At 64.3% G+C, this 14,791-nt stretch carries 11 protein-coding genes; 10 read left to right on the forward strand and 1 reads right to left on the reverse strand.

Annotation, left to right across the window (positions count from 1 at the left end; all coding sequences use genetic code 11):
* Positions 1-11: 11 nt before the first annotated feature.
* Positions 12-989, forward strand: a complete 978-nt coding sequence (locus tag AD659_RS07275) for a 2-hydroxyacid dehydrogenase (protein ID WP_053119734.1) — start codon at positions 12-14, stop codon at positions 987-989.
* A 164-nt stretch (positions 990-1,153) separates the two neighbouring features.
* Here the strand turns inward: AD659_RS07275 and AD659_RS07280 are convergent, their stop codons facing one another.
* Entirely contained in the window at positions 1,154-1,522 is a 369-nt protein-coding gene (locus AD659_RS07280; protein ID WP_053119736.1) for a DUF6124 family protein, read from the reverse strand.
* Between the two features lie 586 nt (positions 1,523-2,108).
* Here AD659_RS07280 and AD659_RS07285 point away from each other — a divergent pair.
* The 9 genes from AD659_RS07285 to AD659_RS07325 all read left to right on the forward strand — a co-directional run bounded on the left by AD659_RS07285 (position 2,109) and on the right by AD659_RS07325 (position 14,704).
* Positions 2,109-3,068, forward strand: a complete 960-nt coding sequence (locus AD659_RS07285) for an AAA family ATPase (RefSeq protein ID WP_039589986.1) — start codon at positions 2,109-2,111, stop codon at positions 3,066-3,068.
* A 9-nt stretch (positions 3,069-3,077) separates the two neighbouring features.
* The gene (locus AD659_RS07290) at positions 3,078-4,022 is read left to right on the forward strand and encodes a DUF58 domain-containing protein (RefSeq protein ID WP_053119738.1); all 945 of its coding nucleotides are present in this window, start codon (positions 3,078-3,080) and stop codon (positions 4,020-4,022) included.
* Complete coding sequence (locus AD659_RS07295) at positions 4,019-4,513, forward strand: DUF4381 domain-containing protein (RefSeq protein WP_053119740.1); 495 nt, start codon at positions 4,019-4,021, stop codon at positions 4,511-4,513. The genes AD659_RS07290 and AD659_RS07295 overlap by 4 nt, the downstream gene beginning before the upstream one ends.
* Positions 4,506-5,585 (forward strand): vWA domain-containing protein, encoded by a 1,080-nt coding sequence (locus AD659_RS07300; protein ID WP_053119742.1) that lies wholly within the window; start codon positions 4,506-4,508, stop codon positions 5,583-5,585. The genes AD659_RS07295 and AD659_RS07300 overlap by 8 nt, the downstream gene beginning before the upstream one ends.
* Positions 5,582-7,318: a VWA domain-containing protein gene (locus AD659_RS07305; protein WP_053119744.1), complete on the forward strand. Its 1,737-nt coding sequence runs from the start codon at positions 5,582-5,584 to the stop codon at positions 7,316-7,318. The genes AD659_RS07300 and AD659_RS07305 overlap by 4 nt, the downstream gene beginning before the upstream one ends.
* Positions 7,315-8,952, forward strand: coding sequence for a BatD family protein (locus AD659_RS07310; protein ID WP_053119746.1), 1,638 nt, complete (start codon positions 7,315-7,317; stop codon positions 8,950-8,952). Before AD659_RS07305 ends, AD659_RS07310 begins: the two co-directional genes overlap by 4 nt.
* Before the next feature lie 270 nt (positions 8,953-9,222).
* Positions 9,223-10,467: an exonuclease SbcCD subunit D C-terminal domain-containing protein gene (locus AD659_RS07315; protein WP_053119748.1), complete on the forward strand. Its 1,245-nt coding sequence runs from the start codon at positions 9,223-9,225 to the stop codon at positions 10,465-10,467.
* Complete coding sequence (locus AD659_RS07320) at positions 10,464-14,105, forward strand: AAA family ATPase (protein WP_053119750.1); 3,642 nt, start codon at positions 10,464-10,466, stop codon at positions 14,103-14,105. Before AD659_RS07315 ends, AD659_RS07320 begins: the two co-directional genes overlap by 4 nt.
* Positions 14,102-14,704: a glutathione S-transferase gene (locus tag AD659_RS07325; protein ID WP_053119752.1), complete on the forward strand. Its 603-nt coding sequence runs from the start codon at positions 14,102-14,104 to the stop codon at positions 14,702-14,704. Before AD659_RS07320 ends, AD659_RS07325 begins: the two co-directional genes overlap by 4 nt.
* Positions 14,705-14,791: the final 87 nt, after the last annotated feature.

Consider the following 14,791-nt stretch of genomic DNA (forward strand, 5'->3'; position numbering starts at 1 on the left):
TCGGAAATCCCATGAAAAAGCACGTGGTGTTGTACAAAAAACTGTCAGCGCAACTAATGGAACGCCTGCAAGCCCAGGCCCAAGTCACGCTCATCGAACGCCTGGATGCCCAAGGCCTGGCGCAACTGCGCGCTGCCCTCCCCACGGCCCACGGCCTGCTGGGCGCCAGCCTCAAGCTGGACGCGGCGCTGCTGGACCTGGCGCCGAACCTGCACGCCATCGCCAGCGTCTCGGTGGGGGTCGATAACTACGACATCGATTACCTGACCGAACGCCGGATCCTGCTCAGCAATACCCCGGACGTGCTGACCGAAACCACCGCGGACACCGGTTTCGCGCTGATCCTGGCGACCGCCCGGCGCGTGGTGGAACTGGCCAACCTGGTCCGCGAAGGTGGCTGGCAACAGAGCATCGGCCCACGGCATTTCGGCACCGACGTCCATGGCAAGACCCTGGGCATCATCGGCATGGGCCGCATCGGCGAAGCCCTGGCCCAGCGCGGGCACTTCGGCTTCGGCATGCCGGTGCTCTACCACAGTCATTCGCCCAAGCCCGCGGTCGACCAGCGTTTCAACGCCCGTTATTGCAGCCTCGAAACGCTGTTACAGCAGGCGGATTTCATCTGCCTGACCCTGCCCTTGACCGCTGAGACTCAAGGGCTGATCGGCACCCAAGCGTTCGCGCAGATGCGCCCCGAGAGCATCTTCATCAACATCTCCCGAGGCAAGGTGGTGGATGAAGCGGCGCTGATCGAGGCCCTGCGCAACCAACAGATCCGTGGCGCGGGGCTGGATGTGTTCGAGCGCGAACCCTTGAATGCGGATTCGCCGCTATTGCAGATGGACAACGTGGTAGCGACGCCGCACATGGGCTCGGCCACCCACGAGACACGGGAGGCGATGGCGCGATGCGCGGTGGACAACCTGTTGGCGGCATTGGCGGGGGGGCGGCCGGTGAATCTGGTGAATGCGGGAGCGTGGGTGGGCTGAGCAATCATCCGAGCACAGCAGCGCTTCTGTGGCGAGGGAGCTTGCTCCCGTTCGGCTGCGCAGCAGTCGCAGGCCCGGCGGGCCCGGTGTGTCTGGGGAACCGCGCCGGCTCGGTTTGGGGCTGCTGCGCAACCCAGCGGGAGCAAGCTCCCTCGCCACGGGGGTTATGTCGGCTGGCGGGTTTCGATGGTGTCCAGTGCACGGTTCGCCAGCAGGCTGCCCAGTTCGATCAGTTGCTGAATGCCCAGGAGGAAATGCCGGCGTGAACCGTTCAGGTCAAAAGCCAGGTCATTGGCCATGGCATTGGCCGAAGCCAGGGTTTCGCTGAGGTAGGCAAGCAAGCTTTCGGTGTCGATGTCTTTGTTGACGGTGAAGAGTTGGCCGGGGGCAGGTTCTGCTTCGGGTTTGTCCGGTTTGGGGTTCAGGTAATGGTCGAGGACCCGGTCGGTGACTTCGTCGTGTTTTTGGGACTTGGTTTTTGGGCGCGGTGACGTTGGATCGGTGTTCGGTGGGTTCGGGGTTACTTTGAACATGAATGAATCTCCAAATCAGAAAAAGGAGACCATCAACCTCGCTACCAAACGAAGGTGGCGGCCATACGCGGGTTGGTAGACCGGTGACTTGGAGAACCGGCGCGTCCGAAGACGCCCTGCGCATGACCGCCATAAAACAGATACCAAAAAGGCCTCTGTTACAGGGGCTGTGCGACAAGTCAAAAGCCGGGCTACCAAACCCGATCGCTGATTCCTCAACGACCCGGAAACGATAGAACCTGCCTCCCAAGCGCACAAGCCGGCGGATTCTGGCGCAGTTGTAGGCAACGGCGCAAGAAAACGTAGCCTGTTCCAGAGCACTCCTACGTCCGGATAAACACCCCTTCATTTTATGAGTGCTTCGCACTCAAGCGGGAGCAAGCTCCCTCGCCACGGGGTAAGTGCGCCTGTCCGGGTGGGATTCATGGCAAGCAAACCCACCCCCACAATCTTTCCAAGCCGATCACAATTCACACGGCCGATCAAAATCCCGTTAGTCGCCAACCCCCGCCATGCATTAAAGTAACGCCCCCAGCCCCGGCGTTATCCGAACGCCTGGGGCCACCCTTTCCAGGAACAGTCACCGATGGAACATCGTGAAGCGCTGCTTGCGCTGCGAACCTTTCTTTCAACGCAGATTCTCGGCCAGGAAAAACTCATCGAGCGCCTGCTCATCGCCCTGCTCGCCGACGGTCACATGCTAGTGGAAGGCGCGCCTGGGCTGGCCAAGACCAAGGCCATCAAAGAGCTGGCCGAGGGCATCGAAGCACAGTTCCATCGTATCCAGTTCACCCCTGACCTGCTGCCCGCCGACATCACCGGCACGGAAATCTACCGGCCGGAAACCGGCAGTTTCGTGTTCCAGCAAGGGCCGATTTTCCATAACCTGGTGCTGGCGGATGAAATCAACCGTGCCCCGGCCAAGGTCCAGTCGGCCCTGCTCGAAGCCATGGCCGAGCGCCAGGTCAGTGTCGGGCGCAGCACCTATGAACTGTCGCCGCTGTTCCTGGTGATGGCCACGCAGAACCCGATCGAGCAGGAAGGCACCTACCCGCTGCCTGAAGCCCAGCTCGACCGGTTCCTGATGCACGTCAAGATTGGCTTTCCCGATGCTGCCGTGGAGCGCCGCATCCTCCAACAGGCCCGGGGTGAAGCGCTGAACGGCGAGACCAAGCCCGAGCGCCGCGTGAGCCAGCAGGCGATCTTCTCGGCACGCAAGGAAATCCTCGGGTTGTACATGGCCGACGCCGTGGAGGAATACCTGGTGCAACTGATCATGGCCACCCGCAACCCGGCCAAGTTCGATCCGGAAATGGCCGAATGGATCGCCTACGGCGCCAGCCCGCGGGGCTCCATCGCCCTGGACCGCTGCGCCCGTGCCCATGCCTGGCTGGCCGGACGCGACTTTGTCAGCCCGGAAGATATCCAGGCCGTGCTGTTCGACGTGCTGCGCCATCGCATCATCCTGTCGTTCGAAGCCGAGGCCGCCGGCATCGACCAGGACCGGGTCGTGCAGCGGATTCTCGACGTCGTCGCTGTCGCTTGAGCATGCATCATGAATAACCCCCTGGCGCCCGCACCGGGCATCCGCGTCAGCCTTTCGGAGCTGATCGAGATGCGTCATCGCGTGCGCGAGGTGCAGTTGTTCTCGACACCGGGCCAGCGCAGTCCACTGATCGGCCTGCATCACTCCAAGCTGCGCGGGCGCGGGGTGGATTTCGACCAGGTGCGGGTCTACCAGGCCGGAGACGACGTACGCACCATTGACTGGCGCGTCACCGCCCGGACCCAGGAGCCTCACACCAAGCTGTTCCATGAAGAACGCGAGCGGCCGATTTTCATCATGATCGAGCAAAGCCACCGGCTGTTCTTCGGCTCGGGGCTGATGTTCAAGTCGGTGCTCGCCGCCCAGGCTGCCAGCCTGATCGGCTGGGCCGCGCTGGGGCATAACGACCGGGTCGGCGGCCTGGTGTTCGGCAACAACACCCATTACGAGGTCAAGCCGCGGCGCAGCAAACAGAGCCTGCTGCAATTGCTCAACCGCCTGGTGCGGGTCAATCAATCGCTGCACACCGAGGGCGAGCCCGACCGCGACTCGTTCGGCATCGCCCTGCGCCGGGCCCGGGAAGTGCTGCGGCCCGGCAGCCTGGTGATCGTGATTTGCGACGAGCGTGCCTTGTCCGACAGCGCCGAGCAGCAACTGAGCCTGCTGTCGCGCCATTGCGACCTTCTGCTACTGCCGCTGTCCGACCCGCTGGATCACGCCTTGCCCGCCGCCGGCTTGCTGCGCTTCGCCCAGCGCGACGCCCAACTGGAGCTCGACACCCTGAATGTCGAACTGCGCCAGGCCTATCGCGCCCAGGCCGACGCTCGCCAGGAGCGCTGGGAGCTGCTCGCGCAGAAACTGCGGATCCTGATGATGCCCTTGAGTACCCAGGGCGACATGGTCGAGCAATTGCGTGAATACCTGAACCCCAAGCGGGCCGGGAAAAGCCGATGAGCAATCTCGATCAACTGCAGCCACTGATGGCGCCGCCGCCCATCGGCTTCTGGCCACCCGCGCCGGGCTGGTGGTTGCTGTTGGTGTTATTGCCTCTATTGGGCCTGGGACTGTGGCATTTGCGCCGGTTCATTCCCAGCAAACGCAGCACTGCCCGCAGCGAACAGCCCCTGGACCCGGTGCGCCTGGCTGCCCTGGCCGAACTCGCCCGGCTGCCCAAACCCTATGACGGCGCGCCGGCCGGTGCCTGGCTGCAACAGCTCAACGGTCTGCTCAAGCGCCTGTGCCGCAACCACTATCCCTACAGCCAGAGCCACACCCTCAACGGGCGCAAATGGCTGGCCTTCCTGGACAACCGTTGCCCGGCCGCCGGCCTGACGCGCTGGATGGTACTGGTGGAAGGCGCCTACAAGCCCGAATGCAAGCTCGATGACAAAGCCATCGCCGGCCTGACCCAGGCGGTTGAAATCTGGATTCGCAAACATGTTTGAATTCGCCTGGCCGTGGGTGTTCGCCCTGTTGCCGCTGCCCTGGCTGATGCGCCTGGTGCTGCCGGCGGCCGACAGCGGCGAGCCGGCGCTCAAGGTCAGTTTCCTCGGCGACCTGGAAGGCCTGGTGGGTCGTCGGGCCCGGGCCAACCTGCCGACCTGGCGACAACAGGCGCCCTTTATCCTCCTCTGGCTGCTATTGCTGATCGCCGCCGCCCGACCGCAGTGGTTGGGGGAGCCGTTGCCCATTGCCGCCAGCGGTCGCGACCTGTTGGTAGCCGTGGACGTCTCGGGTTCCATGGACTTTCCCGATATGCAGTGGAAGGACGAAGAAGTCAGTCGCCTTGTGCTGGTCCAGCACATGCTCGGGGATTTTCTCGAAGGTCGCGAAGGTGACCGGGTCGGCCTGATCCTGTTCGGTAGCCAGGCCTATTTGCAGGCACCGCTGACCTTCGACCGTCGCACCGTGCGACGCTGGCTCGACGAGGCGCGCATCGGCATCGCCGGCAAAAATACCGCCATTGGCGACGCTATCGGCCTGGCCCTCAAGCGCCTGCGCCAACGTCCGGCCCACAGCCGCGTGTTGATCCTGGTCACCGACGGTGCCAACAACGGCGGCGAAATCGACCCGCTGACCGCCGCGCGACTGGCCGCCGACGAAGGCGTGAAAATCTACCCGATCGGCATCGGTGCCGATCCGGAACAAAGCGGTACGGCGGGCTTCCTCGGCGTCAACCCGAGCCTGGACCTCGACGAAGCGACCCTCAAAGAGATTGCCCAGGTCACGGGCGGTCGCTATTTCCGGGCCCAGGACGGTGAGCAATTGCTGGCGATCAAGACCACCCTCGACCAGCTCGAACCGGTGACCCAGCAACCGACCCAGGCGCGCCCTGCCCTGGCGCTGTATCACTGGCCCCTGGCCGTTGCGCTGTTGTTGAGCGTCCTGCTGGTGGCCCGGGTGCGCTGGCCGGACAACCCGCTGCAACGCCTGCTCAACCAAGCGCTGTTCAAGCCGGCCCAACACACCGAGTGGCGCCAGCGGCTCAAGCGCCTGCGCTTGCGGAGGCGTCGATGATTGCCCTCTGGCCACACTGGCTGCGCCCTTGGTTCGTGTTGCTGCTGCCGTTGCTGGGCTGGTTGCTCTGGCAACTGTGGCATCGGCAGAAACGGGTCGGTCGCTGGCAGATGATCTTGCCGCCGGCCTTCCACGCCGTGCTGCTCAGTGGTGGCAGTGGCCGGGAAAGCCGGCTGCCGTGGATTGCCCTGGGCCTGGGCTGGCTGCTGATCGTGCTGGCATTGCTGGGGCCGAGCTGGGCGCGGGTCGAACAGACCAGCCAGAAACCCGCCGATCCGCTGGTGGTGTTACTGGAACTGACCCCGGAAATGCTCGCGACCGACGCCCCGCCCACGCGCCTGGAACAAGCCCGGCGCAAGCTGCTGGACCTGCTGCAGAACCGCAGCGATGCCCAGACCGCGATCATCGTCTATGCCGGCAGCGCCCACACACTGGTGCCGCTGTCCGACGACCTGGCCACCAGTGCCAACCTGCTCGAAGCCCTCGCGCCGTCGATCATGCCCCAAGGCGGTCATCGCGCCGACCTTGCGGTCCATAAGGCCATGGCCCTGCTGGACCAGGGTGAACTCGGCCACGGTCGGATCCTGCTGATCGGTTCGTCGTTGAACGAACAAGAACGTGAAGGCATCCGCCAGGTCCTGGACGGTTCCGCCACGCAATGGCTGATGCTGGGCATCGGTACCCGCGAAGGCGCACCAGTGGCCCAGGAAGACGGCAGTTACCTCAAGGATGCCCAAGGCTCGATCCTGGTGCCGCGCCTGGACAGCCCGGGCCTCAAGGCCTTCGCCAACGAGCTGGACGGCCGCTATCGTCCGGCGCGTCTGGACGACAGCGACCTGCGTGGACTGGGCCTGCTGGGCGGTCCTCGTCATCTGCGCAGCGACGGCCAGACGTTGCGCCTGGACACCTGGGCCGACCAGGGCTATTGGCTGCTCCTGCCACTGTTGCTGCTGGCCGCCTGCGCCGGGCGTCGCGGCTGGCTGTTCTGCCTGCCACTGCTGTTCGTGTTGCCGCAAACCGGCCACGCCTTCGAGTTCCAGGACCTGTGGTTGCGCGCCGACCAACAGGGCCAGCACTTGCTCAAGCAAAAGCGTCCCGCCGAAGCCGCCGCCCATTTCGAAGACAGCCAATGGCAAGGTGTCGCCCTGTACGAAGCTGGCCAATACAGCGAAGCCGCCCAGCGCTTCGCCGAAGGCAACGACGCCCGAGCCCACTACAATCGTGGCAATGCCCTGGCCAGGAGCGGTGAGCTGGAAGCCGCACTGGATGCCTATGAACAAGCCCTGGAATTGCAACCCGACCTGCGCCCGGCCCAGACCAACAAGACCCTGGTGCAGAGTCTATTGAACGAGCAGACACCGCCTGCGCAAGAACCCAAGCCCGCCGAAAACGAGCAGCCAGGCCGCACCGAGCAAGCGCCGGATAGCGCTTCAACCAGCCAGTCTTCCGAACCGGGACAGCCATCCGCCGAGGCAACCGCGACGCCAGACGAATCCCAGCCCCCGCGGACGGCACAACCGCCCACCGCCCAGGATGTCCCGGGCAGCGAGCTGCCTGACGAGCAGACCACCACCCCACCGCTGCGCCCCGCCGCTGGCCAGCGCAATGAAGAAGAACAACGCCAGGCCCTGGAACAATGGCTGCGCCAGATCCCGGATAATCCGGGCGAGTTGCTCAGGCGTAAATTCTGGTATGAACAGCAAAGCCATCAGGCCCAGGGAAAAACCCAATGACCCGCTTCACTGCCTACCTCCTCGTCTTGCTGCTCTGGGCCTCTGGAACCCAGGCTGCACAGCTGACGGCCAGCGTGGACCGTAGCCGCCTGAACTCCGGGGAAACCGTGGAGCTGACCCTGGAATCCAATGACGCCACGTTGTTCGGCAAACCCGACCTGGGCCCGCTCCAGGCCTTGTTCGATGTGCGTGGCACCCGCCAGGTCAACCAGCTGACGACCCTCGACGGCGAGAACCGCGCCACCACCCGCTGGATCGTCACCCTGCTGCCGCGCCGAAGCGGCACCGTGGTCATTCCGCCGCTGCAACTGGGCGACGTGAGCAGCCAGCCGATCACCCTGCAAGTCATCGAAAGCGAAACCCGCAACGCTTCGGGGACGCTGGCGCCCGTTTTCATCGAGGCCAGCCTCGACCAGCGCGACGTATATGTACAGGCCCAGGCGATCCTGACCCTGCGTATCTACCATTCGGTGTCGCTGTACGACGACAGCAGCCTGACGCCGCTGCACATCCCCGATGCCCGCACCGAACAGTTGGGCGAATCGCGCACCTATGAAAAGGTCATCAACGATGTGCGCCACGGCGTCATCGAACTGCGTTATGGCATCTACCCGCAGCGCAGCGGCGAATTGACGATTCCAGCCCAGACGTTCAGCGCCACCCTGGTCGAACCGGTGGCCCAGGATGCAGCCCCTTCAGGCCCCAAACCCGGCCAACTGATGCGGGTCAGCTCCGAGCAACTGCTGCTGAGCGTCAAACCCAAGCCCGCCAGCTACCCGGCCGACGTGCCCTGGCTGCCGGCACGCAGCCTGTCCTTGAGCGAGAGCTGGAGCCCGGAGCCGACCCACAGCCAGGTCGGCGACTCCCTGACCCGCAGCCTGACCCTGGAAGCCGAAGGCCTGGCCAGCGCTCAGTTGCCACCGTTGCCGGCCACCGAGATCAATGGCCTGCGGCGTTATCCTGATCAACCGGTCCTGAGCAGCCGCAGCAGCGAACGCGGGCTGGTGGGCAGCCGCGAAGACCGCGAGGCGCTGGTGCCCAATCGTAGCGGCACCATCGAGCTGCCACCGGTGGAAGTGGTCTGGTGGAACACCTTGGAAGATCACCTGGACCGCACCAGCCTCCCGGCGCGGACCCTGCAAGTGGCGAACAATCCGAGCCTGATGGTGGATACGCCGGCCAGTACGACGCAGATCGTGACGACGGTCGACAGTGAGACCCTGTGGTATTGGCAACTGAGCAGCCTGATCCTGGCCTGTACCACACTGCTCGGTTTCGGCTTGTGGTGGCGCGCCCGTTGGCAGCCGGCGATCCTGCGCTCGACCCAGGCCGGACCGAGCCCGCGCACCCTGCTGGACGACCTCAAGCGTGCCTGCCTGGCCAACGACTCCCACGCCACCCGCCAAGCCCTGGACGCCTGGGCCCGCCAACAGCCGGAAACCCTGGCCGACATGGCGGCGCGTTTCGTGCCGCTGTCCGACGCCCTGGACGGCCTCAACGGCGCGCTCTACAGCGAAACCGGCCAACACTGGCAAGGCGAAGACCTGTGGCGCGCCATCCGCACCATCCCCACCGCAGATCGCTCCCAGGACCCGCTGGGCGACAGCGGGTTGCCGCCGCTTTACCCCAAATAGTCAAAACTTTTGTTTTGCTGCCTCCACAGCTTCACAGCTTTTTAGCTTTTTAGCTTTTGTGGCGAGGGAGCTTGCTCCCGCTGGGCTGCGCAGCAGTCCCCTTTTGGATTGCTACGCAATCGAGCGGGAGCAAGCTCCCTCGCCACAAGATCGCGCTGCAGCAGATCCCTCGAAGTTGCACGGGTCCTCTGCCCGGTTTCCCAGTAAACTCTGCTTCTTTTAGCCGCCCTCCTCTTCACCGCGGCCATCATCTGTTTTCTGGAGTTCGCCTTGCGTCTGTTTCACACCTCCGACTGGCACCTGGGGCAAAACCTGCACGGCCAGGAGCGCGATTTCGAACACGCCTGCTTCCTCGACTGGTTGCTGCGTCAGCTGGCCCAGGAAAAACCCGACGTGCTGCTGGTCGCTGGCGACATCTTCGACACCGTCAACCCGCCGGTCAAAGCCCAGGAGCGGCTGTACGATTTCATCGTCAGCGCCCACGAACAAAACGCCAACCTGACCATCGTCATGATCGCCGGCAACCACGACTCCGGCTCGCGCATCGAATTGCCGGCGCCGCTGATGCGACGCTTGCGCACCCACGCCCTGGGCCGGGTGTTGTGGCTGGACGACGGCCAACTGGACGTCGAGCGCCTGTTGTTGCCGCTGCCCGACGCCAAGGGCAAGGTCAAGGCGTGGTGCCTGGCTCTGCCGTTCCTGCGCCCCGCCGAAGTCACCGGTGCGCAACTGGGCGACGACTACCTGCGAGGCATCGGCCAGGTGCATGAGTGGTTGATCGCCGCGGCCAACAGCAAGCGCAAGAAAGGCCAGGCGCTGATCGCCGTCAGCCATGCGCACATGGCCGGCGGTTCGGTGTCCGAGGATTCCGAACGCAGCCTGATCATCGGCAACGCCGAGGCCCTGCCCGCCAGCCTGTTCGGCCCAAGCATCAGCTACGTCGCCCTCGGCCACTTGCACAAGCCGCAAAAGGTCAACGGTGAAGAACGTATCCGCTACAGCGGCTCGCCGATCCCATTGTCGTTCTCGGAAATCGGCTATCAGCACCAGATTCTCGATATCACCCTGGACGGCGAAACGCTGGTCAAGGTCGAGCCGCGCCTGATTCCCCGGGCCGTCAACCTGCAACGCCTGGGCCCGGCCCCTTTGGCCGATATCCTCGGGCAACTCAAGGAGCTGCCTGATATCGACCTGTTGGCCGATGTCCAGCGCCAACCCTGGCTGGAAGTGCGGGTGCGCCTCGACGAACCGCAACCCGACCTGCGCCACCAGGTTGAAACCGCGTTGCAAGGCAAGGCCGTGCGCCTGGTGCGGATCGCCGCCGAGTACGCCGGCACCGGCGGTAACAGCAGCGCCGATGACGGCAGCGCGCTGGTGGAGTTGGATCAGCTCAGCCCGCAGGAACTGTTCAGCCGCGCCTGGCAGGACACCTACGGCAACGAAGTGGATGAACAAACCCTCAAGGATTTTGCCGTGCTGTTGCAAGACGTGCAGATGGAGAGCGAGCAACCATGAAGATTCTCGCGATCCGCCTGAAGAACCTGGCGTCCCTGGCCGGGCCTTTTGAAATCGATTTCACCGCCGAACCCTTGGCCAGCGCCGGCCTGTTCGCCATCACCGGCCCTACCGGCGCCGGCAAGAGCACCCTGCTCGACGCCTTGTGCCTGGCGCTGTTCGGGGCCGTGCCGCGCCTCAACAACACCGGGCGCGACGCCAAGGTGCCGGACGTCGATGGCGAGATTGCCACCGGCGACCCGCGCACGCTGTTGCGCCGCGGCACTGGCGACGGCTTTGCCGAAGTGGATTTTCGCGGCATCGACGGGCGCCGCTATCGGGCCCGCTGGGAAGCCAATCGCGCCCGGGAAAAGGCCGGTGGCAAGTTGCAAGCCAGCCGCCAGAGCCTGCGTGACCTGGACAACGATCAACTGCTGGCGAGCCAGAAAGGCGAATACAAGACCCAGCTCGAAACCGCCCTGGGCCTGAACTTCGAGCAGTTCACCCGTGCCGTATTGTTGGCCCAGAGCGAGTTCAGTGCGTTCCTCAAGGCCGATGACAACGACCGCAGCGAACTGCTGGAAAAACTCACCGACACTGCCCTGTATACCCGCCTCGGCCGTCGTGCCTTCGACAAGGCCAAGCACGCCAAGGACAGTCACCGGCAATTGCAGGACCAGGCCAGCGGTGTCACGCCCCTGGCCCCCGAGGCCCGGGCCGAGCTTGACCAGCGCTTCAACGACGCCCAGCAACAACTCAAGGCCCAACAGGCGCAACTCAAGCAACTGGAGCAGCAACACACCTGGCTGCGCGATTTGCGCCAGTTGCAGGACGAACACGCCAGCGCCGCCGAACAGCTGCAACAAGCCCAGGCCGACTGGAACGCTCTGGCCGACGAACGCCTGAAACTGACGCGCCTGGAACAACTGGCGCCCCAGCGTCATCAGTTCATCCGCCAGGCGGAACTGAGCCGACAGCTCGACCCTTTGGCCGCACAGATCCAACAGCTCACCCAGCAGCAAATCGACCTGTATCAGCAGCAGGCCGAACTGGAAAAAGGCCTGGGCACTGCACAATTGGCATTGGCCGCGGCCCGCCAACAAAGCAGCGACCGCGCGCCGTTGCTGCGCCAGGCCTTTGAAGAGCAGAGCACCCTGGCCCGCCTCGCCAAGGACACGAGCCAAGCCGCCGAGCGCCAGGATCAGGCGCAACAGGCGTGCCGCGAAGGCCAGCGCACCATCGATACCTTGCTCGATCAGCAAAAGCAGGTGGCCGAGCGCTTGCAACGCATCGCCGGCGAGCTTGAACAAAGCACGCACCTGGCGCCGCTGAGCGACGCGTGGAGCGCCTATCGCGATCGCCTACAACAACTGATGCTGATCGGCAATCGCCTGAACCAGGGCCAGGCCGAACTCGCCGCGCTGGAACAAAGCGCCATCCGCGCCGCCGAGGCATTGGCCACCCACCGACAAGACCTCGAAGTGCTGTACAAGGAAGCCGGCGCCGAGCCCGAGGCAGTGGCCGAACAAATCCAACTGCTCGGCAACCTGCTGCAAGACAACCGCAAGCAACTGCGCGCCTTCGAAGACCTGACCCGGCTGTGGGCCAGTCAGCAAGAGTTGGATAAACGTGGCGCCGAACTGGAACAACGTCAGCAACAGGCGTTGCAGGAGCGTGACCGCCTGGTGCGTGAGGGCGGCGAAGCCAAGGCCGAACTGACCATCGCCGAACAGACCCTGACCGTCACCCGCGAACTGCTGGAGCGCCAGCGCCTGGCCCGTAGCGAAAGCGTCGAGCAGCTGCGCGCACAGTTGCAGGACGAACAACCCTGCCCGGTGTGCGGCAGCGTCGAGCATCCTTATCATCAACCCGAAGCCCTGCTGGAGAACCTCGGGCGCTTCGATGAAACCGAAGAGGCCAACGCCCGCAAAGCCGTCGACCTGCTCAATGAAAAAGTTATCGACCTGCGGGCGCAGTACAGCGGCGTCATCGCCCAGCTCAAGGAACTCAAACAGCAGCAGGAACAGCTCGCCAGCCAGCAACAGGGCCTGGCGCCCAGCCTGGAGGCCCACCCATTGTCGGCGCAACTGCTAGCGCAGGATTCGAGCAAGCGCGACGCCTGGCTGGCCCAACAGAACAGCCAACTGCACCAGCACATCAGCCAGGATGAGCAACGACAAACCGCCCTGCTGACCCTGCAACAGGACGCCGCGCGCATGGGCCAGCGCCTGCGCGAGGCCGAAACCGCCAGCCAACAGGCCTCACAACACCTGGGCACGCAGCAGCAGGAACTGGCCCGTGACCGCCAGCGCCTGGACGAGGAACTGAACCACTTCAGCACCCTGCTGCCGGCTGACATCTTGCAGGCCTTGCGCAACGAGCCCGCCACGACCTTCCTGCAGCTCGACCAGCAGATAGCCCGGCGCCTGGAACAACTGGAGCAGCAACGCGACGAACTGGACGAACAACGCCAGCGCCAGCAGACCCTGGAGAAAGAACAGGACCGCCAGCAGACCCGCCTCCGGCAACTGGAATCGGACCGCCTGCAATTCAGCACCCTGAGCGAGCAACAGCAAACCTGCCAGGAGAAACTCGCGCAACTGCTCGGCGAACACACCAGCGCCGAACACTGGCAGAAACAACTCGACCAGAGCCTCGAACAGACCCGGGAAGCCGAGGCGACGGCCAATCAGCAGTTGCAGCAAATGCGCAACAGCCTTGTGCAACTGGCCGCCGAACTCAAGGCCCGCCAGGAGCAGGCCCAATCCCTGGCCCAAGAAACACAGGCGCTGGCTACCGGTATCGCGCAGTGGCGAGCCGGCCATCCTGAACTGGACGATGCCACCCTTGAAGCCCTGCTCAGCCTGGACGAACCCTACGTCGGCCAGTTGCGCCTGCGCTTGCTCAACAGCGAAAAAGCCATCGAGCAGGCCCGCGTGCTGCTCACCGAACGCGAGCAACGCCTGCAAAACCACCAGGCCCAGCACAACGGCAACCTGGCGCCCGAGCAACTCGCCGAAGCCCTTACCGAGGTGCAAGCGCAATTCGCCGTCAGCGAACAGCGCTGTGCCGAACTGCGCGCCGAACAGGCCGAGGACCAGCGCCGGCAGAACGCCAACCAGGCCCTGGCCCAGCAGATCGACCAGGCCTACGCCGAATACCAGCGCTGGGCTCGCCTCGATGCCCTGATCGGTTCGGCCACCGGCGACCGCTTCCGCAAGCTGGCCCAGGCCTACAACCTCGACTTGCTGGTGCATCACGCCAATGCCCAACTGCGGCAACTGGTGCGCCGCTACCGGCTCAAGCGCGGCGGCAGCATGCTCGGGCTGTTGGTGATGGACACGGAAATGGGCGATGAACTGCGCTCGGTGCATTCGTTGTCCGGCGGCGAAACCTTCCTGGTCTCCCTCGCCCTGGCCTTGGGCCTGGCCTCGATGGCGTCCAGCACACTGAAGATCGAATCGCTGTTCATCGACGAAGGCTTCGGCAGCCTCGACCCCGAATCGCTGCAACTGGCGATGGACGCCCTCGACGGCTTGCAGGCCCAAGGCCGCAAGGTCGCGGTGATTTCCCATGTGCAGGAAATGCACGAGCGGATCCCGGTGCAGATCCAGGTGCGACGCCAGGGCAACGGGTTGAGCACGGTGGAAGTGAAATGAGCCGTGCCACGCTCTACTCCTTTCGCCGCTGTCCTTATGCGATGCGGGCGCGCATGGCTCTGCGCTATAGCGCGGTCGATATGACTATTGTCGAAGTCAGCCTGAAGGCCAAGCCAGCCGAGATGCTCGCCCTCTCCATCAAAGGCACCGTGCCGGTGCTGCAGGTCGATGACCGGGTGATCGATGAGAGCCTGGAGATCATGAGCTGGGCCTTGGCCCAGCATGATCCGCAAGACTGGAGGCTACGGGACGATGCCGAAGGCCAGGCGCTGACGGCGGCGTTGATCGAGGAAAACGACCAAGTTTTCAAGCTGCACTTGAATCGCTACAAATACCCTGAGCGCCATCCCGAGTACCCCAAGGAGCATTATCGGGCCGAGGGCGAGGTCTTTTTGCGCAGGCTGGAAGCATTGCTTGAAACCCGGCCATTTCTGGCGGCAGCGCACCAGAGCCTGGCCGATGTAGCGCTGATGCCATTCGTGCGGCAATTCGCCCACGTCGACCGCGACTGGTTTGCCCAGGCGCCCTACCCTCGGCTACAAGCATGGTTGCAGGTTTTGCTCGAGTCAGAGCTGTTCGAGGCGATCATGGCCAAATAGATATTTGCCCGGCGAGCGCGCTTTGTGGCGAGGGAGCTTGCTCCCGCTGGCCTGCGCAGCAGGCCCATTCGGTCTACATCCAAAGCG

Source organism: Pseudomonas thivervalensis (genome assembly GCF_001269655.1).
Taxonomy (GTDB): Bacteria; Pseudomonadota; Gammaproteobacteria; order Pseudomonadales; family Pseudomonadaceae; genus Aquipseudomonas; species Aquipseudomonas thivervalensis.